The following is a 26,647-nucleotide window of genomic DNA, read 5'->3' on the forward strand; positions in this document are numbered from 1 at the left end:
AGGCGGTGTTCACGGAAGTGGACGCGATCCGCCGGGAACCGCCGGACCGCTCCCCGTTCCGCGGCAGGGACACGCTCAGGATCCTGGCCGAACGGATCGGGGGATCCCCGGAACCGTCCCGAAGGCCCGTGGTGCGGGCCTTTCTGGAGGACATCGGCTCCTTCGCCCCCGGCGGCCGGCTGGACGCCGTCAGGGGCCACGTCAACGGCCGCCGCGACAACCACCTCTTCTCGCTCTTCGGCGCCTCCTGCTTCCCGAAGCTGTCGCTGGACTGCCTCACCCGCGAGGAGCTGCCCGCCGATCCCCACCTGGCCGAGTGCTACGCCGTGGAGGGCGTCCCGCGGCCCGACTACGACGCGGTGGCCTCCCCGCTCCTCTTCGGCCACCTCGGCGAGCACGGCGGCATCCGCGTCGGGGACGGCGTGATCGAGCCCGGTGCGGCGGCCCCCACGGCCCTGGCCGAGTCCCTCTGCGGGATCCAGCGCATCGAGGCCGGCCTCCACCGGGAGCCGGTGGAGGCCGCCCGCAGGCGGCTGCTGGAGTTCACCAACCGGTACACCGACTACGACCCGGCGGCCCGCGACTACCGGTACGTGCCGTTCCCCGCCGAGGTGAAGGAGCGGCTGGGCGTCTAAGGTCCCTCCCCTCCCCCGGCCCGGCCGCGTCCGCCGGCAGGCCCCGCCATGAGCCCCTGCGGTGGGACTCCGCGCCGTCCGTGTCCGAACGCCCTCTTCCGCGCATCACCCGTACACCACCCGTACACCACCCGTCGGACCCCCTGGAGTGATCGTGGCCGTTGCCCCGGAGTTCTCGCTCACCGACCGCGGCACGCCGGACGAGCGGGCCGAGGAGGAGATCGACAAGGCGCGCCCGCGGCGTGCGGACAACGGCTTCTTCGGCACCGCGCGGAGCGTCGAGACCGTCAGCCCCCGGGCCGGGCTCGCCGTCGCCGAGCGGTGGCGCGCGATGACCAAGGGCTTCATGCTCACCACCCTGGCCGGACCGGGGGTGATGGCCCGCTCCTTCGCGGGCGGAAACCCCTCCCGTGAGGTCCTGGGCGCCTTCCGGACGGTGTACCGGGTCATCGGCGGCGACCCGGACAGCGCCGTCCCGGAGTTCCGGGCCGAGGCGGCCGGGCCGCACGCCCTGCTGACGGCCCTGCCGCCGGCCGTGCCCGGCGGCACCCCGGACTTCCGGCGCCTGCTGTCGGACGATCCCGGCCTGTTCACCAAGGACGCGTGCGCCGCCCTCGACGCCCGCCGCGGCCTGCGCGAGGGGCCGCGGTAGGCGGCGGTCGCCGCCCACCGCGCCACGCTCACCGCCTGAACGGCACGGCGGGCACCGAACAACACACCGAACACACCGAGAGAACGAACCGAAAGGACGACAGTGCGCTACCGAAGCGTGGGCCGGCTCGGCTGGGACGTCAGCGAGATCGGCTACGGCATGTGGGGCATCGGAGGCGGCCCCGGGGGCTTCACCGGCTGGGACTACGACACGGCCCCGGACTGCCTGGACCTGGCGGTCGACCTCGGCTGCACGTTCTTCGACACCGCCTGGGTCTACGGTCGCGGTGTCAGCGAGCGGATGCTGGGCGACCTGCTGCGCAGGCACCCCGACCGCCGGCTGTACGTCGCCACCAAGGTCCCGCCGCTGAACCGGGAGTGGCCGCCGCGCCCCGGCGACACCCTCGACGACGTCTTCCCGCCCGGCCATGTGCGCGAGTACGTCCACCGCAGCCTGGAGAACCTCGGCACCGACCGCATCGACCTGCTGCAGTTCCACGTCTGGGAGGACCGGTGGAGCGATGACGAACGCTGGCAGCGGGTGATCTCCGATCTGAAGGCCGAGGGCGTGATCGAGGGGTTCGGCATCAGCGTCAACCGCTGGGAGCCGGAGAACTGCCTGCGGGCGATCGACACCGGCCTGGTCGACGTCGTCCAGGTCATCTACAACATCTTCGACCAGGCACCCGAGGACGAGCTGTTCGAACGCGCGCTGCTCGACGACATCGGCATCATCGCCCGCGTCCCCTTCGACGAGGGCGGCCTCACCGGGAAGCTCTCCCACGACACCGTCTTCCCCGAGGACGACTGGCGGGCGGTCTACTTCGGCCCCGAGAACCTGGGCCCGACGGTCGAGCGCGCCGAGCGGCTGAAGAAGGTGCTGCCCCAGGGCATGACGCTGCCCGAGCTGTCGCTGCGCTTCATCCTCCACCACCCGGCCGTCAGCACCGTCATCCCCGGCATGCGCAGACCGGAGCACGTCCGCGCCAACCTGGCCGTCTCCGACGGCCGGAGGCTGGAGCGCGCCCTGCTCGACGAGCTGCGCGGCCACCGCTGGGACCGCCGCCCGACGGAGTGGTCGATGTGACCGTCATAGCCATGTGGGCGCACCCCAGGGCGGTCTCCACCGCCTTCCTGCGCATGATGGCCGAACGCGGCGACGTGACCGTGGTGCACGAGCCGCTGGTGCCGCTCACCGACCACGGCGAGGTGTCCGTGCCCGGCCCGGACGGGAGCACGGTCGTGCTCCGCTCCCCGGCGAGCCGCCGGCCCACCTCGCGGTGCTGGGCGAGGAGCGGCACAGGCTGACGGCCCGCCATCCGTTCCGCAGGCAGCGGGCCGGCTCCGGCACGGTGCGCATCTGGTTCGAGACCAGACCGCCCGGGACGCGCCGGCCCGCGAGGGGCGGCTGCGCGAGGAGTCGTTCGTGTTCTCCCCGGCAGACCACCGCGTCGCACCGATCACCGCCTGGGTGCGGATCCCCGACGGGCTCGCCGGGGAACCGGCGGCGCCGGCCGCCTTCGACGAGATCGAGCAGACCGGCGGGACCGGGCACGCGCTCCCCCGGCCCGCCGGGCCGGCCGGGCGGAGAAGCCGATGAGCGCGTGGAGCACCGTCCACACCGGGCCGGCGCACCGGTCCGGCCGGAGCCCTCCGCCGGCGCGCGGGCCGGAGCAGACTGGAAGAGGATGGCCGGAAGGAGGCGGCCGCGGGCCGACCGGTGCCCCGGGAGACCCGCGCCGGTCCGGACGCCGGCGGCCGGCCGCCTGGCGATCCCCGAAGTCCGAGGTCCGACGGACGAAAGGTGCCGACATGAGCGCGAACAGCCCGTACGAGCAGCCCCCCGGCCACGGCCCGCAGAGTTCGCAGGAGGCCCGGGTGCAGGCGCTGGAGACGCAGGTGCAGGCACTGGCCGAGGCCGTCCGGGTCCTCGCCCGGGGCCTGGAGCAGCCCCCCTCCCAGGACACTCCGCTGCCCGAGGCGGCGGCCCGCGGGGCCAGGCTCGCGCACGAGATCCTGCTGGCCCAGGGCCTGTAGGCGGCGCCCCCGGCCGTCCGCGGCCCGCCCCGCCCGACGGGCGCGACCGGCGGGGCGCTGCCAGACTGGGCGGCGAGGGGCTGGAGACTACCCCGGAGGCGGCTATGACCAGTTCACAGGGACGCCGGCCGGTCGTGGTGGGAGTGGACCCCGACCCCTCCCGGCGGTCGGCACTCGCCTGGGCCGCGGACGAGGCCGCCCGGCGGGGCCTGCCGCTTCGGGTGGTGCACGCCGAGGGCGTGCCGACCGGCGGTTACTGGTCGTCGGAGCTGCGGCCCTCCTGGGAGCAGTGGAACCAGGCGCTGCACGAGGCCGGCGAGCAGGTGCTCGGGGAAGCTGTCGCCTTCGCCGAGGAGCGGCAGCCGCGGGTGGAGGTCTCCTGGCTGCTGGCGGAGGGGCACCCCGCCTGGGTGCTGCGCGAGGAGGCGCGGGGCGCGGCGATGGCCGTGGTGGGCTCCTGGCACCTGTCCTCCGCACAGGAGCTGTTCGGCTCCGCCGCGGTGGGCCTGCCGCTCACCGCCCACGCCCCCTGCCCGGTGGTGGTCCTGCGGGAGCCGGAGCACGTCGTCCGGCGGCCGCCGTACCTCGTGGTGGGCGTCGACGGCAGTCCGGACTCCGCAGCGGCCGTCGACTTCGCCTTCGAGGAGGCCTCGCTGCGCGGCGCGGCGCTGCGGGCCCTGTACGTGTGGCATCCGCCGCTGCTGGGCCCCCTGGACGAGAACGCGGCGGAGCAGGAGGCCCGGCGGCTGCTGTCGGAGTCGGTCGCGGGCCGCACCGCCGCGCACCCGGAGGTGGAGCTGCGCCAGGAGTGCGTACGGGGGCATCCGGTGCAGGTCCTGGCCGAGGCGTCCGAGCAGGCCCTGGGCCTGGTCGTGGGCACCCGGGGCCGCGGGGGCTTCACCGGGATGCTGCTGGGGTCGGTGAGCCAGGGGGTGCTCCACCACGCCCGCTGCCCGGTCCTCACCGTACCCGCCGCGGACGGGCGCGCCGCCTGACGCGGCGTCCCGCCGCCCGGATGCGGGACGGGGCGGAGCGGACCAGAATGGACTACCGGGTCCGGGTGTCCAAAGACGCCGGGGCGCCTGGGCGCTCGGGGCCTCTCCGCGAAGCCGGGTCCACCGCGTTCACCGGACCGGCCGGATCTGCCGGACCGGCCGGACCCGATGAACTCGGCGAATCCGCCGGACCCACCGCGTTCACCGCATCCTCCGCATTCGCGGGATCCACCGCATTTCCGATTCGAGGAGACTGCCATGACCACTGCCCGGGACATCATGCACACCGGAGCGGAGTGCGTCGGGGAGCACGAGACGCTGGACGCCGCGGCGCGGCGCATGCGCGACCTGGACGTGGGCGCGCTGCCGATATGCGGCGACGACGACAAGCTGCACGGAATCGTCACCGACCGCGACATCGTGGTGAAGTGCCTGGCCACGGGGGGCGATCCGGCCAGGACGACCGCCGGTGAGCTGGCCCAGGGGCGGACGTTCACGGCGACCGCCGACACGGACGTCGAGAAGGTCCTGGACACGATGGAGAAGCACCAGGTCCGCCGGGTGCCGATCATCGACGAGGAGAAGCGGCTGGTCGGCATGGTCAGCGAAGCCGACCTGGCCCGCAACCTCCCCGAGGCCGAGGTCGGCCGGTTCGTCGAGGCCGTGGTGGCCAAGCACCTGTGACCACCGCCCCCGCGGGGCCGGAGATCCGGCCCCGCGGGGGTGCCACCGTACGCCGGACGGGCGGGGCGCGCCGTACGCTGGCCCGTGTGCGCACCGTGGAGCTGCTTCCGGACGGCGCCGCCGACCTGGCCGTGCGCCGGGTGTGGCGCCATCTGGCCGCGACGGGGTCGCCCAGCCAGGAGGCGCACGCCCATCCGACCAACCGCCCCCACCTCACCCTGGCCACCGCCGACGCGCTCCCGGGCGCGGCGCGCGAGGAGGTCGCCGCGGCCCTGGCCGCCCTCCCGGCGGAGTTGTGCCTTGACGGACTGCTGCGCTTCACGGGGCGTACGCACGTCCTCGCCTGGGCCGTACGGCCGGACCCGGAGCTGCTGCGGCTGCACGGGGCGGTCTGGCGGGCGCTGGCCGCCTCGCCCGGGGCCGGGGGGATGAACCCGCTGCACGCTCCCGGCCGGTGGGTCCCGCACATCACCCTCGGACGCAGCCGGCGCCCGGCATGGGACCGGCCGGACGCGGAGTTGCTGCCCGCCGGGCTGCGGGGGCCGGTGCGGGGCCGTCTGACCGGTGCCCGCAGCTACGACTCGGCCACCCGCACCACCGAGTCCCTCATCCCATAGGGACGTGCCGCAGGGGCGCGCCCGGGCCCCTCCGCCCGTCGGTCCTCCGCCCGTCAGTCCGCCGTCCGGCCTTCCCGGGCCACCAGGGCGAAGGTGTGCCCGGCCGGGTCGGAGTACAGGCGGACGTCGCGCGGGCCGCCGTTGTCCTTGGTGTCGATCGGGCGCGCCCCGTGGCCGACCGCCTCGCGTTCGGCCTCGTCCATGCCCTCCTGCGGGACCAGGATGTGCAGGTGCGCCTGGAGGGAGTCGTCCGGGCGTGGCCAGCTCGGCGGGGCGAAGCCGTGGTCGCGCCGGACCGCCAGGCGGACCCCCTCCGGCCCGGTCACCTCGATGAAGTCCGGGTCCGCGCCCCGGCGCACCTCGGCCCCCAGGAAGTTCGCGTAGAACTCCGCCAGCGCCTCGGGCTCGGCGCAGTCCAGCACCAGCACGCTCGTCTTCTGCACGGGCACGGGTCACCCCCACGGGTCGTCGTCGGCCGTTCGCCGTCCGTCGGGGCCCGTATACCCCCGAATCTCCGGAGCAGCGGACTCCGTTTCCAACTGCCCTCCTCCCTGGCTCAGTTGGCGGTCCCTGCTCATGGCGTGCCCGCCTGCCGTCCGCGTACGCGCGGCCGCCGCGCCGCCTTTCCGGGGCCGGCCCGGCAGCCGGCGCGGAGCGGGTCGGCACAGAACGGACACACCCGGCGAAGGCTGCCGTGCCGCGTCCGCGGGTAGATTCCGCTCATGACTGATGTCGTGGACGCAGACGAACTCCTCCGTCGCATCCGGGTCGCACGCGACTGGGCCGCCGAGCGGGAGGCCGGGACCGGGGGTCTGTCCGGCACGGAAGGGAGCGCCGGCACTCCGGCGGCCGACGTCGACCGTGTCGTCTTCTCGGTGGTTCGCGAGGTGCTGGACGAGATCATCAATCCGGGAACCCACTCCCGCCGACAGTAGGCCCTCACGGGCCGGCGACAGGAGTACACAGGAGTACAGGGGCCGCGCGGCGATGGCGCGGGGGCGGCCCCCGCCTGGGCGGCGCCGATGGCACGGCGCGCGGCAGGCCGGTGCCGTCGTGCCCGGTCCGGCCGGGCACACACGCGCGGGGCGGGCCGGTTTCCGGCCCGCCCCGCAGCCGTGGGGGCGGGGGCTGCCCGGATTCGAACGGCCGGGCCGGGGTCCGGGTCAGCCGCGGCACGCACCCGCGCGCCCGGGGCCGGCCAGGCAGGGCCCACACCCGTCCGCGGCGCCTTGGCCGATCCACCCGCCGCGCCGCGGCGGACCCCGCCCAGGGCCGGTCCGTCCGCGCCGGTGGGCCGCCTCCCACAGACCAACAGGACAGCGCAGAAGCCTTCACGCAAGTACACATAGGAAATTTCCTACGCGCCTGTTGTTGGCATCCGTGCGCTGTTGTGGTGATGTCCTCGTATTTCTAGCGTGGTTTTCGGCTTCGAGAGGTTCGCGACGGCCGGTCGTGTGCGGGTGGTCGGACGCGCCACCATCCTCCGGGATGCCTGCGCAGCCCGCTCCGGCCGGCCTCGAAGCCCTCGCGGAACACCCGCGAGCACACCACACCACGACAGAAAGGGAATGATCATGCGCGCTTACGTGCGTCCCACCCTCGCCAAGGCCGGCGGCTTCCGCAAGACGACCGGGCTCGCCGGCCGGAGCGCCCCGGACCTGCTGGGCGGCAAGAACCTGGCCTGACGCGGCTACCGCACGACCGCTCCGCACCCGTGACGGGTGCGGAGCCCCGGCCGGCCCTCCCCGCCGGCCGGCGAGCCGGGTGGCAGCGGCTGCCGCCCGGCTCGCCCGTCTCCGGACACCGGCGGCCGGAAGGTGTGCACGTCCGCGGCCCCGCTCCCCCACCTGGAGAGGGCTTCCGACCCGGAGGCCACGGCCCGGCCCGAAACGGTCCCTCGCGGGACGAAAGGAAATCACCACAGGCCCGGGGCGATTCTCCCCTCGGCTCCGCCGGGGGCGACCGCACCCTCGGCTCCGCCGGGGGCGGCCCCCTGCCTCGCCAGGAGCGATCCCATCACCGGCCGAAGCCGGTGGTCCTCTCGATAGGAGACTGATGGACGGTTCCTTCTCCCCACCCCCCGCCTCCGCGTGGTTCGTCGTCCTCCCCGACACCGACGCCGCCGCCGGGCTCGGCGCACGGGCGCGTGCGCACGCCTCCCGGGAGGTGGCGCACCCCTCCGGCCGCCCCTGGATCCTGGGCCACTGGGCGCAGGACGCGCTGACGGTGGGGGACTGCGGCGACGCACGGGTGGCGGTGCTCGGCGAGCACCTGGTCACCGCCGAGGAGGCCGCACGTGCCGCCGCGGCGGCCCGGGACTCGCTGGCCTCGCTCGACCGGTTCGCCGCGGCGTGGCCCGGTGGCTTCCACCTCCTCGCCAGCGCCGCCGGCCGGGTCCGGATACAGGGGGGCGTGGTGGGGATCCGGCGCGTCTTCCACGCCGGCGCCGGCCCGGTGACGGTGGCGGGCGACCGCGCGGACGTGGTGGCGGAACTCGCGGGCAGGAGCATGGACGAACGGCGCCTGGCCGTCCATCTGCTGACCCTGAGTCTGCTGCACCCCCTGTCGGGGCAGCCCGTGTGGGAGGGGGTGGAGCGCCTGCCCGGCGACCACTGGCTGTGCCTCCCCCCGGAAGGGGGCACGCGGCGGTTCCGCCGGTGGACGGCGCCGGAGCCCTCCGTGCCCCTGGCCGAGGGCGCCGAGGCGCTGGCGGAGGCGCTGACCACCGCCGTCGACGTACGCACCCGGGGCCGCTCCCTGGTGACGGCGGACCTCGGCGGCCTGGACTCCACGGCGATCTGCTGCGCGGCCGCCCGCGGAACGGCCCGGGTGGTCGCCTACACCGCGGAGACCCACGACCCGCTCGGCGACGACGCGCACTGGGCCCGCCGGACGGTGGCGGCCCTGGGGAACGTGGAGCACCATCTGGTCCCGGCCGAGCGGATCCCCCTGACCTACGACGGTCTGGACACGTTCGACGACCGCCTCGACGCCCCCTGCCTGATGGCCGTCGACCACCGGCGCCGCATGAGCCTTCTGGAGCTGGCCGCACACCGGGGCTCCACCCTGCACCTGACCGGCATGGGCGGTGACGAGCTCCTGATGGGCTGCGCCGCGCATCTGCACACGATGGTCCGCACGCATCCGCGGACCGCCCTGCGCAGTCTGCGGGGCTTCACCGCCAAGTACGGGTGGTCCCGGCGGGAGGTGCTGCGCCAGCTCCTCGACCGGCGGGACTACCCGTCCTGGCTGAAAGGGGTCGGGCAGGACCTGCTGCGGCCCCAGCCGCGGGAGCGGGAGCCGCTGCTGGAGTGGTGCGTGCCGCCCAGGCTGCCGCCGTGGACGACGCCCGACGCCGTCCACGCGGTGCGCGAGCGCATCCTGGCCGAAGCCGCCACCGTGGAACCGCTGGCCGCGGGCCGGGGCCACGGGACGCACCGGGAGCTGGCCACCATGGACCTCACCTCCCGTTTCGCCCGGCACGTCGACCAGATGGCCGCGCCGCTGGGAGTGGCCTGCGAGGCGCCCTACTACGACGACCGGGTCGTCGAGACGTGCCTGGCCGTGCGTCCGCAGGACCGGATCACCCCCTTCCGCTACAAGCCGCTGATCGTGGAGGCCATGCGCGGCATCGTGCCCGAGGAGAGCCGTACACGGGCCACCAAGGCCAATGCCGGGATGGAGGCGGAGCTCGGTCTGCGCCGCCACCGCGAGCGGCTGCTGGCCCTGTTCGAGGACTCCCGTCTGGAACGGCTGGGCCTGATCGACGCCTCCGCGCTGCGCCGGTGGTGCGACCTCCCGGTGTCGGCGGAGCTGGGCAGCGAGCTGCTGCAGCCGACGGTCGCCTGCGAGGTGTGGCTGCGGTCCCGTGAGAACGCCACCGCCTCCTCGCGACCGGCCTCCTGACCCATCGTCCCGACCGCCTGCGGCGGACCGAACGGAAGGAAGACCCCCATGGCGCTCACCCTGCGCCCCGGTGTGCTGATGACGGACACCGAGTACGGAACGGCCCTGCTCGACCAGCGGAGCGGCGAGTACTGGACCCTCAACCCCACCGCGGCCGCCGTGCTGCGCGCACTGCTGGAGGGCCGCTCCGCCCGGCAGGCGGCGACGGCCCTCACCGGCGAGTACGACGTGGCTCCCGAGGAGGCCGAGGAGGACGTGCTCCGCATCCTCGGCGAGCTGCGCGACGCGCGGCTCGTCTCCGGCTGAGCGGGCCGCCGGCCGCAGCGCCGCCGGAGCGACGGGCCGGACCGCAGGCCGGCACGGGAAGAGAAGTCCGCGGGAGAAGAGAAGGAGAAGAGGAGAAGGTGTCGACCCCCGAAGCGATTCCGTACGATCCCCGCTCCGTCCCCCTGGCGCACCGCCTCGCGGCGCGTTCCGCCGTGGGCTGCGCCCATCTGCTGGCCGTGCTGCCGCCGGGCCGCATCCGCGCCGTCCTCGCCCTGCTGCGGCGCGGCGCGCGTCCGGCGACCGAGGCGGAGGCGGCGAAGGCCCGTGAGACGGTGCTCGCGGTGAGCCTGGCCTGCGGCGGGCAGCGCGGCTGCCTGCCGCGCTCGCTGGCCACCGTGCTGCTGTGCCGCATGCGCGGCAGCTGGCCCGTGTGGTGCGTGGGGGTGCGCACCAGCCCGCCCTTCGCGGCGCACGCCTGGGTGGAGGCCGAGGGGGTACTGGTGGGCGAGGGCTGTCCGGCCGACTACTTCCAGCGCTTCTTCAGCGTGGGGTGAGGCCGTTGACCGCGCAGACCGCACCCCCGGCCCGGGCGGACGCCGTCCGCGGCGGGGAACCGCGGGAGGGCGGGGAGGCCGCCCCGGCCCGCTCCCGGTGGCTCGCCGGCCGCCCCGGCAGGGCCCCCTCCGGCCGCCGCGCCCTCGCCGGGCGACTCCGTCCGCACCGCACCGGCATCCTCGCGGGCACACTGCTCGGCCTGCTGGGCGGTCTGCTCTCCCTGGCCCAGCCGCTGGCCGCCAAGCGGCTGGTGGACGAGCTGGGCGGCGGGCGCGCGGCGGCCGGCTGGGTGCTGCTGCTCAGCGTGCTGGTGCTGACGGGCGCCGTCCTGGCCGCCGCCGGGCAGTACGTCCTGGAGAGGACCGGGGAGGCCGTGGTCCACACCGTCCGGCGGCAGCTCACCGCGCATCTGCTGCGGCTGCGCGTGCCGGCGGTGGAACGCGCCGAGCCCGGTGACCTGATCTCCCGTGCCACCTCCGACACCACCGTCCTCCGGCAGACCGCCGTCCAGTCGGTGGCCTCGGCCGTCGTCGGCTCGCTGCTCCTCGTGGCGACCGTCGTCCTGATGGGCCTGCTGGACGTGGTGCTGCTGGGCGTCACCCTCGGCGCGCTCGTGCTCGTGGCCGCCGCGGTGGCGGCGGTCGCGCCGCGCATCGGCCGGGCGGCACGGCAGGCGCAGGAGGCGGTCGGCGCCATGGGATCCGCCCTCGAACGCGTGCTGGGCGCCTTCCGCACCGTCAAGGCGGCCGGCGCGGAGCCGCGGGAGACCGCCCGTCTGCACGAGGCGGCGGACGGCGCCCGCCGGGCCGGCGTGCGCGCCGCGGGCTGGGAGGCCGTCTCCGCCACCGCCGGGAGCGTGGCGGTGCAGGTGGCGTTCCTGGCGGTGCTGGGGGTGGGCGGCGCGCGGGTGGCCTCGGGCGCGACGGAGGTCTCCACGCTCGTCGCCTTCCTGCTCTACCTCTTCTCGCTGGGTCCGCGGGTCCACCAGCTCGTCGACGTCGTGGGCCGCTTCCAGGAGGGTTCGGCCGCCGCCCTGCGCGTGCGGGAAGTGGAGCGGCTGCCCGCCGAGCACCTCGGCACCGGCACCGGCTCCGCCCCGGCCCCCGCCCCCGCCGGGGCGGGCCTGCCGGAACCGGCCTCGCTGGTCTTCGACCGGGTCGGCTTCTCCTACCGGGCCGGGCTGCCGCCCGTGCACCGCGAGGTGAGCTTCACCGTCCCGGCACGGGGCATGACGGCTCTTGTGGGGCCCTCGGGCGCGGGCAAGACCACCGTCTTCTCCCTGGTCGAGCGCTTCCACGAGCCGGACACCGGCCGCGTCCTGCTCGACGGCCGGGACGTGAGGGACTGGCCGCTGGCCGAACTGCGGGCCGCCATCGGATACGTCGAGCAGGACTCCCCCGTCCTCTCCGGAACCCTCCGCGACAACCTGCTGTTCGGCGTCCCGCCGTCCGGGGGGCGGCATCTGGACGAGGTGCTGCGCCGCACCCGGCTGGAGGCCCTGGTGGCCCGGCTGCCGCAGGGACTGGACACCCCCGTCGGCCACCGGGGCGACCGGCTGTCGGGCGGCGAACGGCAGCGCGTCGCCGTCGCGCGCGCCCTGCTGCGCTCCCCCAGGCTCCTGCTCCTGGACGAGGCCACCTCCCAGCTCGACGCGGCCAACGAGGCCGCGCTGCGGGACACCGTCGCCGACGCCGCCCGGAGCACGACCGTACTGGTCGTGGCCCACCGTCTGTCCACCGTGATCGCGGCCGACCGGATCGTGGTCATGGAGGAGGGAAGGGTCAGAGCGGTGGGCACCCATGACGAGCTGCTGGCCGGCGACGCCCTCTACCGCGACCTGGCGGCCACCCAGCTGCCCGGTCCGCTCTCCGGGGACCGGGCGCGGAACGGCACCGGGCGGGCGGCGCAGACGCGGGGCCGCCGGGACGGGTGACCGCGCCGGGCGCACGCCCCCGGCCGCACGCCCCCGCGCCCCGGCTCCGCGGTGGTGGAATACGGCCACACCGATACCATGAGGACGAACGGGGCTTTTCATCCGTCCACTCCCCGCGGGAGGGGAAGATGACGAAGAAGAAGAGGAAGTTCCGCAAGGGGGACCAGGTCTCCTGGAAGAGCCACGGGAGCGAGGCCGTCGGCAGGGTCGAGGAGGAGATCACCTCCCGTACCGAGACGGGCGGGCGCACCGTGGACGCCTCCCCCGACGATCCCCAGTACCAGGTCCGCAGCGAGAAGTCCGGCGGCCGGGCGGTCCACCGCCCCGACGCCCTCCGCGAGAGGGGCCGCGGAGATGACTGAGCACCGCGACGACCGCGACGGGACCGTCACCGAGTTCGGGAAGCTGGTCAACCTCACGCCCCGGCAGCTCCAGGACTGGCTGGAGCGGGACGAGTCCAAGGCCGCCGGGCAGCACCGGGGCGGCGGGGAGAGCACCGGTCACGCCTCGGGCCGCCGTATCGTCGAGCTGCTGCGGACATCGAAGTCCGACCTCAGCGACGACGACGTGGCCCACATGCGCAAGGTCAACGGCTACATCAAGCGGCACCTGGCCCAGCGGCCCCCCGGCGACGTCACCGACACCACCTGGCGGCACTCCCTGATGAACTGGGGGCACGACCCCCTCAAGGACCGCTGACGCCGCCGCCCGCCCGCGTCACCGCTCGGGTTCGCCCTCGTCCACGCGGTAGGACCTGCTCCAGGTGGCCCCGCAACGGCAGCGGGACAGCTCGATCAGATCGCCTTCCTCGGACACCTCCAGCTCGTGGTTGAGGCGAACGTGCACATGCTCTGCCATGGCGGACCGACTCCCGGTCGACGAGGGCTCTCCGGCCCTGTGGCCGGCGGGGACGCCCTCATCATCCACGTCCGCCGCGCCGCGGGGAATGGCACGGGTCACTTCCCTGGGGAACCCGGGCGGCCGTCAGTCCGCCGCCTCGGGCACCTTGCGGGCCTCCGCCCGCCCCTCGGCGGGGATCCCTTCCCCGGCGGCCGCCCGGGGCTCGGGCCGCAGGATCCCGGCGGCCCCCGCCGCCACCGCGCACAGGGCCACGGGCAGCAGGAAGGCGACGTTCAGCGGCACGAGATGGGTGAGCGGCCCGATGACGGCGGGTCCGGCGAGCATGCCGAGGTAACCGAGCCCGGCCACCCGGGAGACGTTCGCCCCGGCGGCCTCCGGATCGGCGTGGCCCGCGGCGCTGAAGAGCTGGGGCACACAGCCGGACAGCCCCAGGCCGAAGACCGTCCAGCCGGCCAGTGCCAGGGGGATCCAGGGCGAGACCACCACGGCCGACAGGCCGATCGCGGCCAGGAGCGCGCCGTAGCGGACGATCGCGACCGGGCCGAAGCGCGCGGCCACCCGGTCGGTGAGCAGGCGTCCGACGGTCATGGCGGTGGCGAAGGCCCCGTAGGCGAGGGCCGCCGTGGCCGCGGGCGCGCCCAGGACGTCCCGCAGGGCGAGCACGCTCCAGTCGTTGGCGACGCCCTCGGCGAGCATCAGCATCAGCGCGAGGGCGGCCAGCGCCCAGATCCGCGCGGGCGTCCCGCGCCCCGTCCCGGCCCCGCTCCCGGCGGACGGCCTCGGGGGCTCCTCCCCGGGCCCGGCGGGTTCGGCGGGCCCGGCGGGTTCGGGGCGCAGCAGCGCGGGGGCGGCCAGGACGGCGACGAGGAGCCCGACGGCGCCCATGCCCGCGAGGGTCGCGGCAGCGCTCCAGTCCCAGCTGAGAGTCCGGGCGCCGACCAGGGCGGCGAGCACCCCGCCGACGGAGAACACCGCGTGGAAGGCGGACATGACGGGCCGCCGGTAGCCGCGCTCCACCTGGACCGCGTGGGTGTTCATGGCGACGTCCAGGCAGCCGTTGCCGAAGCCGAACACCAGCAGGGCCGCGCCCAGCGTCCAGGCCCCCTCGGCCAGCCCGGGCAGCACCAGCGCCGCGCTGCACAGCACCGCGCTCAGCGGCACCACCACGCGGGCGCCGAGGCGGTCGGCCAGCGGCCCGGTCAGCCGCATGCCCGCGAAGGCGCCTCCCCCGAGCAGGAGCAGCAGCCAGCCCAGGACGGCGTGGCTGATCCCGGCGCGGTCCTCCACCACCGGGATGTGGACGACCCACATGCCCATCAGGAAGCCGTTGAGGCCGAAGTAGGCGAAGGTGGCCAGCCGTGCGAGCCGCAGCGTTCTCTTCATGTTCCAGAACTTAACAAACAAGATTGCTGTTCGATAGATTGAATTTCGCACAACTCTCGTGTTCAATTTCGGCGTGGCGAGCGCGGAGCGACTGAGACGGATCACCGAGGCCGTACGCGAGGCCGGGCAGCTGAGCGTGGCGGAGCTGGCCGGGCTCACCGGCGCCTCGGAGATGACCATCCGGCGCGATCTGGAGGTCCTGGCGGATCAGGGGGTCCTGGAGCGGTACCGCGGCGGGGCCAGCAGCCTGCTGCTGCGCGGCGAGGAGCCCCCGTTCGGGCTGAGGGAGCTGGAGAGACCGCACGCCAAGCGGCGGATCGCCGCCGAGGCGGCCTCCCTGATCGCCGACGGCGAGTCGGTCGTCCTCGACAGCGGCACGACCTGCCTGGAGGTGGCCCGCGTCCTGGCCGGCCGCCGGCTGACCGTCATGCCGCTGTCCCTGCACGCGGCCAACGCGCTGACCGGTGCCCCCCGGCTGAAACTGCTGCTGCCCGGCGGGGAGCCGCGCCCGGGCGAGCTGGCGCTGACCGGCCCGCTGACCGAGGCCTCCCTGGCCTCGCTGCGCTTCGACACCGCCGTCGTCGGCTGCTGCGGACTGAACGCGGCGGACGGGCTGACCGCGTACGACCTGGCCGACGCCGCCGTCAAGCGCGCCGCGATCGCCTCGGCCCGCCGGGTGGTCGCGGTCGCCGACGCGGCCAAGTTCTCCCGCACCGCCCTCGCCTTCGTCGCGCCGGCCTCGGCGCTCGACGCGGTGGTGACGGAGGAGGACGCCCCCGAGGACGAGACCGGTGCTCTGGAGGCGGCCGGCGTGACCGTGCGGAAGGTGTGACCGCGCGGAAGGTGTGAGCGGTCCCGCCCAGGGTCCGGGCCCAGGGTCCGGGCCACCCGGGCGAGGCGGTCACCGCCCCTTCAGCAGCCCCGTGACCACCCGGCCGAACAGCAGACGGGCCGCCCGGGCCGTGAGCCGGTCCAGCAGGCGCGGCACCCCCCGTACGCGCACCTCCTCGCGCCAGACGGCCAGCGATCCCCCCTCGACGGGGACCACCTCCGCCTCGGCCCAGCCGAGCACCACCCTGCCCCGCTTCTCCACGCGGCAGCGGCCGGGACGGTCTCCGGCCGGCGGTTCCCAGCGCACGACCTCCATGGGATCGTCGAACCCGGCGCGCCCGGCTCCCGTACGCGCCGTGAAGCGCGTGCCGACGCGCGTGGGCGGGGCGGTGGTGACCGTGATCGCGGTGAACGGGACATGGCGGGCGTGGTTCTCCCACGTGGTCAGCCGGCGCCATGCCTCCCCGGCCGGGAGGTGCGTGCGGCGCTCGATCCGGATGAGAGGCATACCGCGACGGTAGGCACCGCGCGCCCGTACGCCCGGCCGACCCGCCGCGGCCGCCCCCGAAGACCGCCGCGCCACGGCCCGCACATGACGCCCGCCCATGCCCGCGCCCGGCTCCGGGAGGGGCGTCGGCAGCGGTCCCGTGCACGGCTCGCAGTCCGCTCGGACGCGGCCCCCCGTCCCTTGTCGTACGGAGCGGGGAGGTCGTTTCCCGCCTTCCGCGCCGGAAGGCGCATCCCCGAGATGGAAGCGCTCCCACATCCGGAGCCGAAGACCGTCCGCCCCGGACGGCGCGGGGTCTTCACCCGAGGCCGCAGCGCCACCCCGCCGTCCGCGCCCCGCGCGAGACGGCTCTCCTTCTCCGCGTTCCCCTGCCGAAACCGCTCCGGGCGCGCACCTCGCGACGGGATGACCGCGTCCCGGCCCCGTCGTGGGGCCGCGTCCGCCGGCCGGGACCGGGGTCCCGGCCGGCGGACGCCGGGTCACTCGGCCGGGACGACCAGCCCGTAGAGGCCGTCACGGCGGCGGTGGAGCAGGGCTCCGCGCTCGGTGGCGGTGTCGACGAAGAACACGAACGGCAGGCCGGTGGTCTCCAGCCGCCACACCGCCTGCTCGATCCCCATACGGGGCGCCGGGATCCCGCTGACCCCCAGCGGGGCGGCCGGCGGAAGACCCGACGGCACCGGCGCAGCCACGTCCCTGCGGGCGCGGGCCAGCCGGTGGCCGCCCTCCCCGTCCCGGTAGACCACGCTGTCGACACCGGAGTCGGCGTCGGTGAACAGGTGGAAGTCGTACCCCAGGTCCTCCATCCGCCGTACGGCCTGCGCCGGGGTCAGCCGGGCGGGTCCGTGGGCGCGGCGGCGCACGACCCGGCGTCCCTGCCCGATGCGCGAGCCGGGGCGCGGCCCGCCGCCGTGGTGCCCGCGGCGGTGGACGCGGGACAGCCGGCCCGCCAGCCGGTCGCGCAGCAGGTCGATCGCCTCGGGCATGGTGTCGGCGGTGACGTGGGCCCGCACCAGGTGGCCGTTGACGTCCACGTTCACCTGGGCGTGCGCCGGGTGCCGCACGGAGGCGTTGGCCGCCTGGCTCAGCTTCACCCTGGTGCCCAGGACCGGTTCACCGACCTTGCCCAGGGCCGCCAGCACCTTGGTCCGCGCGTACTCGGCCGCGTCCCCGGGCACCTCGCCCCGGACCTCGACCCTGACCTCCGGGAGGGGACGGATCTGCGAACGGTTCATGGTTTCCTCCTGCCGTCGTGGCACCTTCAGGCTCCTCCCGCGCCGATCTCCCCGGCAGGGCCGAAGGTCCCCGGGGCCGGTGCCCTCCGTACCCCGCACCGGCCCCGGACGGCCGGCGCGCCGGCCGCGACACGGCTCACGGAAAACGGAAGGCGTCCCCTCGGGGGCAGCAGATGCGGGGCAGCGGCTCGCCCAGGGGCGCGGTGTCGCTGCGCACCTCCACCCCGAACTCCAGCGCGCAGGCCGTGCAGCGGGCGCGGGCGGGGACGTCCTCGACGACGAGTTCGGCACCGGCGAGCGCCGTGCCCTCGGTGACGACCTCGAAGGAGAACCGCAGCGCGTCGGCGACCACACCGGACAACTCGCCCATGCGCAGGCGCACCGCCTCCACCGAGGAGGCGCCGGGGCGGCGGGCGGTGTCCTGTGCGCTCTCCACCACGGCGGCGGCGATCGACAGCTCGTGCATGGGGGGTCGCGCCAGCCATCCGCCCCGGCTCCCCGGTGGGCCGCCGGTCCGGACCCCGGACGAGTCCCCCCCGTACAGCCCAGGCGCCGCACCCGCCGTCCGCCGGCGGCGGGTGCCCTCCGGGGGCTCCGGCGCGTCCGGAGGACGCTTCCCCGGTACAGCACGTTTGATTTATAGGGGTTTGTTGGAAATGTCACGCTTCGTGGAGCGGTCGGCGGCCCGGAGCACGCGGCTCGCCGCCCGCCCCGGGCCCGGGTTGCGGTCCCCGCCACCCGCAGGGAAGGAAGGCTCCATGAGCACCGACACGCTGGCCCCCGGCGGTGTCGACGAGGCCCACGTCCTGTGGACCTCCGAGGGCATGAGCTGCGACGGCGACACGGTCTCGGTCACAGCCGCGACACTGCCGAGCCTGGAGGACGTCGTCCTCGGGGCCATCCCCGGCATCCCCAAGGTCCACCTGCACAACAAGGTGCTGGCCTACGGGACCGGCGAGGGCTTCACCCGCGCCTTCCACCAGGCGGCCGCCGACGAGCTGGGGCCGTTCGCCCTGGTGGCCGAGGGCTCCGTCCCCAACGAGGACATCAACGGGGACGGCCACTGGACGTCGATGGGCAACGACCCCGGCACCGGCGAACCGGTCACCCTCAACCAGTGGATCGACCGCCTGGCGCACAAGGCGTACGCGGTGGTGGCCATCGGCACCTGCGCCACCTACGGCGGCATCCACGCCATGGCGGGCAACCCCACCGGCTGCACGGGCCCGGCCGACTACCTCGGCCGGGACTTCCGCTCCACGGACGGGCTGCCGATCGTCAACGTGCCCGGCTGCCCGGTGCAGCCGGACAACTTCATGGAGACCCTGCTGTGGCTCCTGCACCAGGCGGCCGGGCTCGCGCCGCCGATCCCGCTGGACGACCAGTTGCGGCCGACCTGGCTGTTCGGCAAGACCGTCCACGAGGGCTGCGACCGGGCCGCCTACTACGAGCAGGGCGACTTCGCGCTGGACCACAACTCCCCCAAGTGCCAGGTGAAGACCGGCTGCTGGGGCCCGGTGGTGAACTGCAACGCGCCCAAGCGCGGCTGGATGGACGGCATCGGCGGCTGCCCCAACGTCGGCGGCGTCTGCATCGCCTGCACCATGCCGGGCTTCCCCGACAAGTTCATGCCCTTCATGGCTGAGCCGCCCGGAGGCAGCGTCTCCTCCGGGCGGCTCAGCCGGACCTACGGGCCGCTGGTGCGCTCCCTGCGCGCCGTCACCAACCGCACGGTGAACAAGGAGCCCAGGTGGCGCCACAACCGCGCCGAGCCGACCTCCGGCTACGACCCCGGCGGTCGGGCCGGTGACGACGCACCGCACACCGGCGCCGAGGACGCCACCTACAGGGAGGCCCTCACCATGAGCCGCCTCACCCGCGAGATGTGCTGCCTGACGGAGGGCCGGCACGTCCACCCCTCCACGCTCTACCCCGGCGGCGTCGGCACCGTGGCCACCCCCCAGGTCTTCACCGACCACCTGGTGCGGCTGATGCGCTGCGTGGACTTCGTCAAGCGGGCCGTCGCCATGAACGACGACGTCTTCGACTTCTTCCGCGAGGCCCTGCCCGGCGTCATCTCCCACCACCTGGTGATCCGGGACAAGAAGATCGCCAACTACCGCCCCTGCCCCCCGACCCCCTGGAACGCCAGCCCCGCGACTTCTACGGCGCACCCGGCCCGTACGAGGACGCCGCCCAGGGCCACCCCCTGTTCGAGGAGAACGGGCCGGAGGACTTCAAGGGCATCGACATCATGCGCACCGTGCGCAGCTTCGACCCCTGCCTGCCGTGCGGCGTCCACATGTACCTCGGCGGCGGGCGCACCCTGCGCCGGACCCACTCGCCGACCTTCGGCCAGGTCTCGTAGCGGGCGGCCGGACATGCCCCGGGACGACGAGTACACGCGCGGGCAGGCGGCCCGCGCCGAGGAACTGCTGTCCGCGCTGGAGTCGCCGCCGGACAGCGCGGCGGCCGCCCGCGCCGCCGACACCGTCCAGACCCTGGTCGGCCTCTACGGAGACTGCCTGGCCCGGATCGTGGACCGACCGGGCCGGGAGGAGGGCGGCGCAGACGCGGTGCGCCGGCCGGCCGGCGACGAGCCGGTCGGCCATCTGCTGCTGGCCCACGGCCTCCATCCGGACCCGGCGGAGACCCGGGTGCGCCGCGCCCTGGCCGGCCTGAGGTCGCAACGGCGGCTCGGGGAGGACGCGGTGGAGCTGACCGGGATCTCGCGGGAGGTGGCCCGCGTCCGGCTCGGCGGCACCGGGCGCGGCTGCTCCTCCGCCTCGCGCTCCCTGGAACAGGCGGTACGCGAGGCGGTGGCCGCCGACCGGGCCGTCGCGGCGATGGCCGACGACGTCGAGGCACTGCTGGTCAACCGGGCGGGCGGCGCGCGGGAGCGGTGGATCGTCCCGCTGGACGACTGCTACCGCCTGGCGGCCGTCGTACGCACCCACTGGAAGGGACTGGGCGGCGGGCCGGAGGTGTGGCGGCACGTCGGGGACTTCTTCCGAGACCTTTCCCCCGGCCCGCCCGCCGATCCGCCCACCGGCTCACCGCACACCGATCCGACCCCCACCGACCCCCCGTCCCCCACCTGAAGGAGGCGTCATGGCCCGTATCGCCGTAGGCGAGGCCGATGTGAGGCCCGACAGGGCGGCCCACGCCAAGGGCACCAGGCAGGGCAACCAGAAGGGCTCCTACCGCAAGACCCCCGGTCTGCCGCCCGGCGACCGCTCCACGGCCCGCCGGTCGACGGGCGTCAACGCCGGGCGCCGCGCCCCGGTGATGCCCGGGATGCCGAACCTCTCCCCGTCATGACGGCGCCGTACGCGAAGCCGGCCGGCGCTCCGTCCCGGCACCTCATCCCGGCCCTCTCCTTCGACGTCACGGGCGCGGAGCCCGAGCGCCACGCCGCCGTGCCCACACTCCGCTTCGACGTGGAGATCACCCGTACCGGCGGCGGCCCGGTCCGCTCGGTCAGCCTGACCACCGTGATCAGGATCGACGTCACCCGCCGCCACTACGACCAGCGGGCGCGGGCGGCCCTGGCCGAGCTGTTCGGCGAGCCGGAGCGGTGGGCCACCACCCTGCGCCCGCTGGCCTGGACCCGGACCACGGCGGTGGTCCCCCCGTTCGACGGGACCACCACGATCGGCCTGACGGTGCCGTGCGCCTGCGACGCCGAACTGGCCGTCACCAAGTACCTGCGCGCCGTCCCCGACGGTGAGGTGCCGCTGGACTTCCTCTTCAGCGGCACGGTCTTCTTCGACGGCGGTCAGGGCCGTCTGAGAACGGCCCAGATCTCCTGGGCCGAGGACGCCGGCTACCGGCTGCCCGCCGCCCTGTGGCACGCGCTGGTCGACCGCTACTGCGGAGGCAGCCCCTGGCTTCGGCTGTCCCGGGAGACCCACGACCGGCTCGACGCCTACCGCGCCCGCCTGACGCTGGGCACCCTGGACGACGCCGTCGGCGCCCTGCTGGACCGGGCGGACGGCCACCGTTCCCCCTTCCCCGCCGCTTCGGACCCTTCCGGCATCCCCAGCACCCCCAGAACACCCGAGACCACCGGAGCACCATGGACGACGTGACACCGGCGGAGCGCACGGCCGAGCCCGCGGGGAAGGCCGAGAAGATCGTGCGCACCTGCCTGTACGAGGGCTACCTGCTCTGGCCGTACCGCAGATCCGCGCTGAAGAACACCAAGCGCTGGACCTTCGGCGGGGTCTTCCCGCGCTCGTGCGCCGACACCCTGGGCGAGGCGCACCGGATGCGCACCCAGGTGCTGCTCGACACCGGCGGCCGCCCGGCCGACCGCACCGAGGTGGCCGTACGCGTACGGTTCCTGCACGTCGTCGACCGCGGCGTGGTCAGGGAGGGACCCGGCGGGCCCGAGGCCGTGGACGAGCTGATCGTGGACGGTGAGCGCCACCTCGCCTGGCGGGAGGCGACCGAACGCGAGGTGTCCGTACCGGTGCGGCTGGACACCGTTCTCGGCCGGACGGTGCGCACCCCCGTCGACGTCCCCGCGGGCACCGACCGCGAACCGGTCCTGGACGCGTCGGGCCGCACCGCCGGCGCCCTCGTCCGCCGGTGGAACGCGCTGAGCGGCACGGTCGAGATCGGCGCCGACCCCGTCGCGGACTGGGTGTTCCGGCTCACCGTGCGCGTCGAGAACACCACACCCTGCCCCGCGCCCGACCCCGTGGACCGGGGCGCCCGGGAAGCGGCCTGCGCCTACGCCTTCGTCTCCACCCACACCGTGCTGCACAGCCGCACCGGGCGCTTCGTCTCGCTCCTGGACCCGCCCGGGCGACTGCGGGAGGCGGTCTCGCGGTGCGAGAACCAGGGCACCTGGCCCGTTCTCGTGGACGACGACACCGAAACCGGCACGGACACCGGCGCCGGCACCGGCACCGGCGACGGCGCGGACAGCGGCGGCGCCGGTGACGGGTCGTTCGCCCGCACCGTGCTCTCCTCCCCCGTCACCCTGTACGACTTCCCCGAGGTGGCGCCCGAGAGCCCGGGCGACCTGTTCGACGACGGCACGGAGATCGACCGGCTGCTGATCCTCGGCGTGATGAGCCTGACCGAGGAGGAGAAACGGGAGGCGCGGGCCCGCGACCCCAGGGCGCGGGAGATCCTGGACCGCTGCGCGGATCTGGGCCCCGACGAGCTGCTCGCCCTGCACGGCGCCATCCGCGAGTTCCGGCCCGTGGGGGAGGAGGCGTGAGGGACGGGACGGTACCGGTCGGCGGGGTACGGCTGGGGAGAGGCGGACGGGTGCGGCTGCGCCCCTCCCCCGGATCCTGGTGGCCGGAATCGGCAACCTCCCTGGTGCGGTACATGCGGATCAGGGCGATGTGACCGGTGCGGCGGACGCGGCGGCGGGAGCGCCCTCCCGCGGGTCCCCCGCCGGCAGGGGACAATGGTGCCCGTTCCCGGGCCCGGCCAGACGGTGCCCGCCCGCACGGCAGGAGAACGCGCCCGGTGTCCCCCAGAACCTCCCCCGAGAAGCGTCGGCGGCCGCCCGCCGACGGCCGGGACCGCGCAGGCCGGCGGCCCGCACCCCGCCGCGCTCCGGATCCCGCCCCGGATCCGGAGCTGCGGGCCGACTGCGGCTCCTGCTTCGCGCTGTGCTGCGTCGCACTGCCCTTCGCCCCCTCGGCCGGCTTCGCCGTCGGCAAGGACGCCGGACAGCCGTGCGGGAACCTGCGGGAGGACTTCCGCTGCGGCATCCACTCCCGGCTGCGGCAGGAGGGCTTCTCCGGCTGCACCGTCTTCGAGTGCTTCGGCGCGGGCCAGAAGGTCTCCCAGGTCACCTTCGGCGGACGGCACTGGCGCGAGGACCCCCGCACCGCCCGGCGGATGTTCGAGGTCTTCCCCGTCATGCGGCAGCTCCACGAGTTCCTGTGGTACCTGTCCGAGGCGCTGGAGCTGCCGCCGGCCCGCCCGCTGCGCCGCGAACTGCGCCGGGCGGCGGACGAGGTCGGGCGCCTCACCCGCGCCGGCGCCGGGGAACTCGCGGAGCTGGACGTACCGGAGGTCCGCCGCGGGGTCGACGCACTGCTGCTGCGCACCGGCGAGTTGGTACGGGCCACCGCCCTCGGCCACGGAAGGGGCCGCCGAAACCACCGCCGGGCCGATCTGACGGGGGCCCGACTCAAGGGCGCCGACCTGCGCGGCGCCGATCTGCGCGGGGCGTACCTCATCGCCGCCGACCTGCGCGGCGCCGATCTGCGCGGGGCGGACCTGATCGGCGCGGACCTGCGGGACGCCGACCTGCGGGGTGCCGACCTGACCGGCAGCGTCTTCCTCACCCAGCCGCAGGTCGACGCGGCCCGCGGAGACGCCCGGACCGCACTGCCCCGGCGGCTGGCCCGTCCCGCGCACTGGCAGTCCGCGGGACACGGCGGGAGCTGAGACCCCGCGCCCTCGGCCCGGCCTCAGGCGAGCGGTTTGACCATGACATGCTCCCGGCGGCCGTCGGGCAGCTCGCCGCCGACCGGGCCGAGGTCCTCGAAACCGTGGCGGCGGTAGAGGGCCGCCGCGTGCTCGTTGCCCGGCATCACCGACAGCCGCAGCTCCCTCGCCCCCGCCTTTCGGGCCCACCCCACCACCGCCCCTACCAGCGCGTCCCCGGCACCCCGCGGCCGCAGGCGTGCCGCGCGCGTCCCGGGGTAGGCGACGGTTTGCGTCCGGGCGCCGACAGGTGGAGTCGCGAACAGGCGCCCGGGCGCCTTCGCACCGGTGGCCGGCGGTCCCCCTCCCGGCGGCCACCGGCCACTCCCGGCGCGCCCCGGCCTCGTGCCCGCACCGCTGCCCGTCCCCGCCGCCCGTCCCCGCCGCCCGCCACCGCCGCCGAAGCGGCCCCACGGCCGGGCGGACGACCGTAAGGAGCCACTGTGCCGGAACGGGACCCCGCCGTCCGCCTCATGCTCGCCGGCCTGCTGAAAGCCAGCCACATGACGCCCCTGGAGATGCTGCCGGCCACCGTGGCCGAGCACGCGGCGGCCGCCGGACTCCAGGACGTACGGATCTACCTGGCCGACCTGCAGCAGTACTCGCTGCGCCTGCTGCCGGGCCGCGAACCGCTCCCGGACGACGAGGAGAGGGAACTGGCCGTCGAGGGGACCGTGCCGGGCCGGGCCTTCCAGTACGGCCAGACCCTGCCCGCCGCCGGAGCCGGACCGCACGGCTACCGGTGGTGGGTCCCCCTGCTGGACGGCACCGAACGCCTGGGGGTGCTGAACGTCAGCACCGCCCTCGACGACGACCGCACCCATGAGCACATGGGGCTGCTGGCGACCCTGACGGCCCTCCTGCTGGAAAGCAAGAGCAGGACCAGCGACACCTCCGCCCGGCTGGCGCGCACCCGGGAGATGAACGTCGCGGCCGAGATGCAGTGGCACCTGATGCCCCCGCGCACCTACGCCGACGGCCGGGTCGTGATCAGCGCCGCCCTGGAGCCGGCGTACCTCGTCAGCGGCGACGCCTACGACTACGCCACCGCCGGTCCCATCGTCCACCTGTCGGTCTTCGACGCTATGGGCCACGACACCGCGGCCGGGCTCACCGCCGGTCTGGCCGTGGCCGCCTGCCGCAACCTGCGGCGGCAGGGGGCCTCGCTCACCGAGACCGGCGAGGCGATCGAGGACACCCTGGTACGGCAGTTCGGCAACACCCGCTACGCCACCGGGATCCTGGCCGCCCTGGACACCCGCACCGGTGTGTTCTCCTGGGTCAACCGCGGGCACCACCCGCCGGTCGTCATCCGCGGCGGACGCTGGTCCGCCCTGCTGCGCTGCCCGCCCGCCCATCCGATGGGCACCGGACTGGGCCTGGCCGGCGCCCTGTGCCGCGAGCAGCTGGAGCCGGGCGACCGCGTGGTGTTCTACACCGACGGCATCACCGAGGCCCGCGGACCGGGCGACCGCGAGTTCGGCCTCTCCCGCTTCCTCGACTTCCTCATCCGCCACCACGCCGACGGCCTGCCCGTGCCCGAGACCCTGCGCCGTCTGGTCCACGCCGTACTCGACCACCACGGCGGCCGGCTCCAGGACGACGCGACGGTCCTGCTGTGCGAGTGGTTCGGCCCCCGCCCCGAGGACTACGGGCCGGCCGCGGCCCGGGCAGGTGTGAACCCCGCCTAACGGGGACCGGCGGCCGGGTGGCCGGATCCGCCGCTGCCGGAGGAGCCCTCGCGCTCCGGCGCCGACGGCGTGCTCCGGCGCAGCACCAGAAGGGCGATGTCGTCCGCCGGGCTGCCCCCGGTGTGGGCCGCCAGCTGGTCCAGCAGGCCCGCGGCCACCTCGCGGGGAGAGGCGTCCACCCAGCCGGCCAGGCGTTCCTCCAGGGGGAAGAAGGCACCGGCGGAGTCACGCGCCTCGGTGACGCCGTCCGTGCAGAGCAGCAGCATGGCGCCGGGCGGAAGGGGGAACCGCTCGACGGCGCGGGACTCCGGGGCGAGGGAGCCCAGTCCGAGGGGCACTCCGGAGTTCCGCAGCGGGACCGGCCGGACCGCCGGCCCGGTCCGCTCCCGGTGCAGCAGGTACGGCGGGATGTGCCCGCAGTCCACCACCTGGACCTCCCGTCCGCCGTCGGCGTTCAGGACGAGCGCGGTGACGAAGCGTTCGGGCTCCCCGGTCTGCGCCTCGAAGGCGTTGTGCCGGACGACCGCGTTCTCCAGCGCCTCCACGACCGCGGTGAGCTCCGGCTCCCGGCCGGCGGCCTCCCGGAACGCGCCCAGTACCGCGAAGGCCGTCCCGATGGCGGGCAGCCCCTTGCCCTGGACGTCGGCGATGAGCACCCGGGTGCCGTACGGCGAGGGCATGACCTCGTAGATGTCGCCGCCGACCCTGCTGTCCTCCTCCACCGGCTCGTACACGCCGTCGGCCAGGAGCCGGTCGGTGAGCAGCGGAAGAGGGCGCAGGATCTGGCGCTGCAGCGCGGCGGCGGCCGAACGCAGCCGGCTGATCTCCTCGTCCCTGCGGCTCCGCTGCCAGGCCCCGGCGACGCTCAGCCCGCCCAGCACCATGGTGAAGGCGACCGTCGAGAGGTTGGCGGAGACCGTCTGGAAGGGGTCGTAGACCAGCAGCCCCACCAGGAGGGCGACGACCCACGCGGCGGCGACGGCGGTCTGCCGCGCCGTACCGCGGCCCGCGACGAAGGCCGGAAGGAAGATCAGCAGGGGGACCAGCCCGAGACCCCGGTCGGTCAGGTAGTCGGGCACCACCACCAGCAGCGTCACGGCGACGAGCAGGGCCGCCAGGGTCCGGGAGCCGAGCCTCGCAGGGGCGTGGTCCCTCATCCGGCTCCCGCCCGCCATCGCTCCTCCGGGGGATCGAGAGCCACGCACCGTCGCTTCCGCACCTTTCGTGGTCGGGTTCCGCCGGGACGGTCCGTGCCGCACGCGGGACGGATCCGGTGTCCCAACCCTCCCCCATCCCCCGGCCGTACCGGGGCATTCGCACGCCGCGTCGCCCGTGCGCACCAGCACCGTACCCCGACACGCCGACGACTGCCACGGAGCCGCCCGGCCCGCCGGGC

The 26,647-nt window shown here is 75.3% G+C and carries 33 protein-coding genes and 2 pseudogenes; 27 read left to right on the forward strand and 8 right to left on the reverse strand.

Translation table 11 applies throughout. The features are described from left to right. Positions 1–5: 5 nt before the first annotated feature. The 9 genes from QPK52_RS00830 to QPK52_RS00870 all read left to right on the forward strand — a co-directional run bounded on the left by QPK52_RS00830 (position 6) and on the right by QPK52_RS00870 (position 5,619). A complete protein-coding gene (locus QPK52_RS00830) occupies positions 6–635 on the forward strand; it encodes a hypothetical protein (protein WP_410534874.1) in 630 nt (209 codons plus the stop codon). A gap of 154 nt (positions 636–789) precedes the next feature. Next, the gene (locus QPK52_RS00835) at positions 790–1,287 is read left to right on the forward strand and encodes a DUF6202 family protein (RefSeq protein WP_410534875.1); all 498 of its coding nucleotides are present in this window, start codon (positions 790–792) and stop codon (positions 1,285–1,287) included. A gap of 102 nt (positions 1,288–1,389) precedes the next feature. Then, complete coding sequence (locus tag QPK52_RS00840; RefSeq protein WP_410534877.1) at positions 1,390–2,373, forward strand: aldo/keto reductase; 984 nt, start codon at positions 1,390–1,392, stop codon at positions 2,371–2,373. Further along, positions 2,370–2,594, forward strand: coding sequence for a hypothetical protein (locus tag QPK52_RS00845; protein ID WP_410534879.1), 225 nt, complete (start codon positions 2,370–2,372; stop codon positions 2,592–2,594). The genes QPK52_RS00840 and QPK52_RS00845 overlap by 4 nt, the downstream gene beginning before the upstream one ends. A 118-nt stretch (positions 2,595–2,712) precedes the next feature. Beyond that, the gene (locus tag QPK52_RS00850) at positions 2,713–2,886 is read left to right on the forward strand and encodes a hypothetical protein (protein ID WP_410534881.1); all 174 of its coding nucleotides are present in this window, start codon (positions 2,713–2,715) and stop codon (positions 2,884–2,886) included. A gap of 212 nt (positions 2,887–3,098) precedes the next feature. Continuing rightward, positions 3,099–3,323 carry a hypothetical protein gene (locus tag QPK52_RS00855; RefSeq protein ID WP_410534883.1) on the forward strand — a complete coding sequence of 75 codons (225 nt, stop codon included), beginning with the start codon at positions 3,099–3,101 and terminating at the stop codon, positions 3,321–3,323. 104 nt (positions 3,324–3,427) lie between these two features. Continuing rightward, on the forward strand, positions 3,428–4,318 hold the full coding sequence (locus QPK52_RS00860; protein ID WP_410534884.1) for a universal stress protein: 891 nt from the start codon (positions 3,428–3,430) through the stop codon (positions 4,316–4,318). Positions 4,319–4,576: 258 nt separating this feature from the next. Then, a complete protein-coding gene (locus tag QPK52_RS00865) occupies positions 4,577–5,002 on the forward strand; it encodes a CBS domain-containing protein (protein WP_410534886.1) in 426 nt (141 codons plus the stop codon). An 86-nt stretch (positions 5,003–5,088) separates the two neighbouring features. Further along, positions 5,089–5,619, forward strand: coding sequence for a 2'-5' RNA ligase family protein (locus QPK52_RS00870; protein WP_410534888.1), 531 nt, complete (start codon positions 5,089–5,091; stop codon positions 5,617–5,619). Between the two features lie 53 nt (positions 5,620–5,672). Here QPK52_RS00870 and QPK52_RS00875 read toward each other — a convergent pair whose 3' ends face one another. Further along, a complete protein-coding gene (locus QPK52_RS00875; protein WP_410534890.1) occupies positions 5,673–6,068 on the reverse strand; it encodes a VOC family protein in 396 nt (131 codons plus the stop codon). Positions 6,069–6,341: 273 nt separating this feature from the next. On the opposite strand from QPK52_RS00875, the gene QPK52_RS00880 reads away from it, so the two are divergent. From QPK52_RS00880 to QPK52_RS00915, 8 genes are all read left to right on the forward strand, one after another. Then, positions 6,342–6,554 carry a hypothetical protein gene (locus tag QPK52_RS00880; RefSeq protein WP_410534891.1) on the forward strand — a complete coding sequence of 71 codons (213 nt, stop codon included), beginning with the start codon at positions 6,342–6,344 and terminating at the stop codon, positions 6,552–6,554. Between the two features lie 639 nt (positions 6,555–7,193). Continuing rightward, positions 7,194–7,304, forward strand: a complete 111-nt coding sequence (locus QPK52_RS00885; RefSeq protein ID WP_245770004.1) for a keywimysin-related RiPP — start codon at positions 7,194–7,196, stop codon at positions 7,302–7,304. A gap of 370 nt (positions 7,305–7,674) precedes the next feature. Continuing rightward, positions 7,675–9,525, forward strand: a complete 1,851-nt coding sequence (locus QPK52_RS00890; protein WP_410534892.1) for a lasso peptide isopeptide bond-forming cyclase — start codon at positions 7,675–7,677, stop codon at positions 9,523–9,525. A 48-nt stretch (positions 9,526–9,573) separates the two neighbouring features. Next, complete coding sequence (locus tag QPK52_RS00895) at positions 9,574–9,831, forward strand: lasso peptide biosynthesis PqqD family chaperone (protein ID WP_410534893.1); 258 nt, start codon at positions 9,574–9,576, stop codon at positions 9,829–9,831. Between the two features lie 98 nt (positions 9,832–9,929). Then, positions 9,930–10,346 (forward strand): lasso peptide biosynthesis B2 protein, encoded by a 417-nt coding sequence (locus QPK52_RS00900; protein ID WP_410534894.1) that lies wholly within the window; start codon positions 9,930–9,932, stop codon positions 10,344–10,346. A 5-nt stretch (positions 10,347–10,351) separates the two neighbouring features. Beyond that, entirely contained in the window at positions 10,352–12,280 is a 1,929-nt protein-coding gene (locus tag QPK52_RS00905; protein WP_410534896.1) for an ABC transporter ATP-binding protein, read from the forward strand. 128 nt (positions 12,281–12,408) lie between these two features. Beyond that, positions 12,409–12,642, forward strand: coding sequence for a DUF2945 domain-containing protein (locus QPK52_RS00910; RefSeq protein ID WP_410534898.1), 234 nt, complete (start codon positions 12,409–12,411; stop codon positions 12,640–12,642). Then, positions 12,635–12,979: a DUF3140 domain-containing protein gene (locus QPK52_RS00915; protein WP_410534900.1), complete on the forward strand. Its 345-nt coding sequence runs from the start codon at positions 12,635–12,637 to the stop codon at positions 12,977–12,979. The genes QPK52_RS00910 and QPK52_RS00915 overlap by 8 nt, the downstream gene beginning before the upstream one ends. Before the next feature lie 18 nt (positions 12,980–12,997). On the opposite strand, the gene QPK52_RS00920 is transcribed toward QPK52_RS00915, so the two are convergent. Next, positions 12,998–13,138 carry a hypothetical protein gene (locus QPK52_RS00920; protein ID WP_410534902.1) on the reverse strand — a complete coding sequence of 47 codons (141 nt, stop codon included), beginning with the start codon at positions 13,136–13,138 and terminating at the stop codon, positions 12,998–13,000. A gap of 126 nt (positions 13,139–13,264) precedes the next feature. Continuing rightward, a complete protein-coding gene (locus QPK52_RS00925) occupies positions 13,265–14,524 on the reverse strand; it encodes an MFS transporter (protein WP_410534903.1) in 1,260 nt (419 codons plus the stop codon). 73 nt (positions 14,525–14,597) lie between these two features. On the opposite strand from QPK52_RS00925, the gene QPK52_RS00930 reads away from it, so the two are divergent. Beyond that, entirely contained in the window at positions 14,598–15,356 is a 759-nt protein-coding gene (locus QPK52_RS00930) for a DeoR/GlpR family DNA-binding transcription regulator (protein ID WP_093658582.1), read from the forward strand. A gap of 69 nt (positions 15,357–15,425) precedes the next feature. Here QPK52_RS00930 and QPK52_RS00935 read toward each other — a convergent pair whose 3' ends face one another. The 3 genes from QPK52_RS00935 to QPK52_RS00945 all read right to left on the reverse strand — a co-directional run bounded on the left by QPK52_RS00935 (position 15,426) and on the right by QPK52_RS00945 (position 17,564). Beyond that, positions 15,426–15,863, reverse strand: coding sequence for an SRPBCC family protein (locus QPK52_RS00935; protein WP_410534905.1), 438 nt, complete (start codon positions 15,861–15,863; stop codon positions 15,426–15,428). Between the two features lie 479 nt (positions 15,864–16,342). After that, a complete protein-coding gene (locus QPK52_RS00940) occupies positions 16,343–17,098 on the reverse strand; it encodes a sigma 54 modulation/S30EA ribosomal C-terminal domain-containing protein (protein ID WP_410534907.1) in 756 nt (251 codons plus the stop codon). Positions 17,099–17,234: 136 nt separating this feature from the next. Then, entirely contained in the window at positions 17,235–17,564 is a 330-nt protein-coding gene (locus QPK52_RS00945) for a hydrogenase maturation nickel metallochaperone HypA (protein WP_410534909.1), read from the reverse strand. Between the two features lie 292 nt (positions 17,565–17,856). On the opposite strand from QPK52_RS00945, the pseudogene QPK52_RS00950 reads away from it, so the two are divergent. The 8 genes and pseudogenes from QPK52_RS00950 to QPK52_RS00985 all read left to right on the forward strand — a co-directional run. Beyond that, positions 17,857–18,900: pseudogene (locus tag QPK52_RS00950) on the forward strand (hydrogenase expression protein HypE); the annotation flags it as partial. Positions 18,901–18,930: 30 nt separating this feature from the next. Continuing rightward, positions 18,931–19,466 (forward strand): annotated as a pseudogene (locus tag QPK52_RS00955) (nickel-dependent hydrogenase large subunit); the annotation flags it as partial. A gap of 13 nt (positions 19,467–19,479) precedes the next feature. Beyond that, a complete protein-coding gene (locus QPK52_RS00960; protein WP_410534911.1) occupies positions 19,480–20,199 on the forward strand; it encodes a DUF5947 family protein in 720 nt (239 codons plus the stop codon). Between the two features lie 10 nt (positions 20,200–20,209). Then, on the forward strand, positions 20,210–20,419 hold the full coding sequence (locus tag QPK52_RS00965) for a hypothetical protein (protein ID WP_410534913.1): 210 nt from the start codon (positions 20,210–20,212) through the stop codon (positions 20,417–20,419). Then, the gene (locus QPK52_RS00970; protein WP_410534915.1) at positions 20,416–21,189 is read left to right on the forward strand and encodes a DUF6084 family protein; all 774 of its coding nucleotides are present in this window, start codon (positions 20,416–20,418) and stop codon (positions 21,187–21,189) included. The genes QPK52_RS00965 and QPK52_RS00970 overlap by 4 nt, the downstream gene beginning before the upstream one ends. Further along, on the forward strand, positions 21,177–22,331 hold the full coding sequence (locus tag QPK52_RS00975; RefSeq protein ID WP_410534917.1) for a hypothetical protein: 1,155 nt from the start codon (positions 21,177–21,179) through the stop codon (positions 22,329–22,331). The genes QPK52_RS00970 and QPK52_RS00975 overlap by 13 nt, the downstream gene beginning before the upstream one ends. Then, positions 22,328–22,465, forward strand: a complete 138-nt coding sequence (locus QPK52_RS00980) for a hypothetical protein (RefSeq protein ID WP_410534918.1) — start codon at positions 22,328–22,330, stop codon at positions 22,463–22,465. Before QPK52_RS00975 ends, QPK52_RS00980 begins: the two co-directional genes overlap by 4 nt. 123 nt (positions 22,466–22,588) lie before the next feature. Next, positions 22,589–23,521, forward strand: a complete 933-nt coding sequence (locus tag QPK52_RS00985; RefSeq protein WP_410534919.1) for a pentapeptide repeat-containing protein — start codon at positions 22,589–22,591, stop codon at positions 23,519–23,521. A 23-nt stretch (positions 23,522–23,544) separates the two neighbouring features. Here the strand turns inward: QPK52_RS00985 and QPK52_RS00990 are convergent, their stop codons facing one another. Beyond that, positions 23,545–24,105: a GNAT family N-acetyltransferase gene (locus tag QPK52_RS00990; protein WP_410534921.1), complete on the reverse strand. Its 561-nt coding sequence runs from the start codon at positions 24,103–24,105 to the stop codon at positions 23,545–23,547. Here QPK52_RS00990 and QPK52_RS00995 point away from each other — a divergent pair. Then, on the forward strand, positions 24,034–25,251 hold the full coding sequence (locus QPK52_RS00995; RefSeq protein ID WP_410534922.1) for a PP2C family protein-serine/threonine phosphatase: 1,218 nt from the start codon (positions 24,034–24,036) through the stop codon (positions 25,249–25,251). The two genes, QPK52_RS00990 and QPK52_RS00995, sit on opposite strands and share 72 nt — an antisense overlap. On the opposite strand, the gene QPK52_RS01000 is transcribed toward QPK52_RS00995, so the two are convergent. After that, complete coding sequence (locus QPK52_RS01000; protein WP_410534923.1) at positions 25,248–26,408, reverse strand: PP2C family protein-serine/threonine phosphatase; 1,161 nt, start codon at positions 26,406–26,408, stop codon at positions 25,248–25,250. The two genes, QPK52_RS00995 and QPK52_RS01000, sit on opposite strands and share 4 nt — an antisense overlap. Positions 26,409–26,647: the final 239 nt, after the last annotated feature.

Source organism: Streptomyces sp. KL2 (genome assembly GCF_046529545.1).
Lineage (GTDB): Bacteria > Actinomycetota > Actinomycetes > Streptomycetales > Streptomycetaceae > Streptomyces > Streptomyces radiopugnans.

Coding starts and splice junctions, on each gene's coding strand:
- QPK52_RS00855 (WP_410534883.1), top strand. CDS start 3,099: ATGAGCGCGAACAGCCCGTACGAGCAGCCCCCCGGCCACGGCCCGCAG.
- QPK52_RS00860 (WP_410534884.1), top strand. CDS start 3,428: ATGACCAGTTCACAGGGACGCCGGCCGGTCGTGGTGGGAGTGGACCCC.
- QPK52_RS00865 (WP_410534886.1), top strand. CDS start 4,577: ATGACCACTGCCCGGGACATCATGCACACCGGAGCGGAGTGCGTCGGG.
- QPK52_RS00880 (WP_410534891.1), top strand. CDS start 6,342: ATGACTGATGTCGTGGACGCAGACGAACTCCTCCGTCGCATCCGGGTC.
- QPK52_RS00885 (WP_245770004.1), top strand. CDS start 7,194: ATGCGCGCTTACGTGCGTCCCACCCTCGCCAAGGCCGGCGGCTTCCGC.
- QPK52_RS00890 (WP_410534892.1), top strand. CDS start 7,675: ATGGACGGTTCCTTCTCCCCACCCCCCGCCTCCGCGTGGTTCGTCGTC.
- QPK52_RS00895 (WP_410534893.1), top strand. CDS start 9,574: ATGGCGCTCACCCTGCGCCCCGGTGTGCTGATGACGGACACCGAGTAC.
- QPK52_RS00910 (WP_410534898.1), top strand. CDS start 12,409: ATGACGAAGAAGAAGAGGAAGTTCCGCAAGGGGGACCAGGTCTCCTGG.
- QPK52_RS00915 (WP_410534900.1), top strand. CDS start 12,635: ATGACTGAGCACCGCGACGACCGCGACGGGACCGTCACCGAGTTCGGG.
- QPK52_RS00920 (WP_410534902.1), bottom strand. CDS start 13,138: ATGGCAGAGCATGTGCACGTTCGCCTCAACCACGAGCTGGAGGTGTCC.
- QPK52_RS00925 (WP_410534903.1), bottom strand. CDS start 14,524: ATGAAGAGAACGCTGCGGCTCGCACGGCTGGCCACCTTCGCCTACTTC.
- QPK52_RS00935 (WP_410534905.1), bottom strand. CDS start 15,863: ATGCCTCTCATCCGGATCGAGCGCCGCACGCACCTCCCGGCCGGGGAG.
- QPK52_RS00940 (WP_410534907.1), bottom strand. CDS start 17,098: ATGAACCGTTCGCAGATCCGTCCCCTCCCGGAGGTCAGGGTCGAGGTC.
- QPK52_RS00945 (WP_410534909.1), bottom strand. CDS start 17,564: ATGCACGAGCTGTCGATCGCCGCCGCCGTGGTGGAGAGCGCACAGGAC.
- QPK52_RS00960 (WP_410534911.1), top strand. CDS start 19,480: ATGCCCCGGGACGACGAGTACACGCGCGGGCAGGCGGCCCGCGCCGAG.
- QPK52_RS00965 (WP_410534913.1), top strand. CDS start 20,210: ATGGCCCGTATCGCCGTAGGCGAGGCCGATGTGAGGCCCGACAGGGCG.
- QPK52_RS00970 (WP_410534915.1), top strand. CDS start 20,416: ATGACGGCGCCGTACGCGAAGCCGGCCGGCGCTCCGTCCCGGCACCTC.
- QPK52_RS00975 (WP_410534917.1), top strand. CDS start 21,177: ATGGACGACGTGACACCGGCGGAGCGCACGGCCGAGCCCGCGGGGAAG.
- QPK52_RS00995 (WP_410534922.1), top strand. CDS start 24,034: ATGCTCGCCGGCCTGCTGAAAGCCAGCCACATGACGCCCCTGGAGATG.
- QPK52_RS01000 (WP_410534923.1), bottom strand. CDS start 26,408: ATGAGGGACCACGCCCCTGCGAGGCTCGGCTCCCGGACCCTGGCGGCC.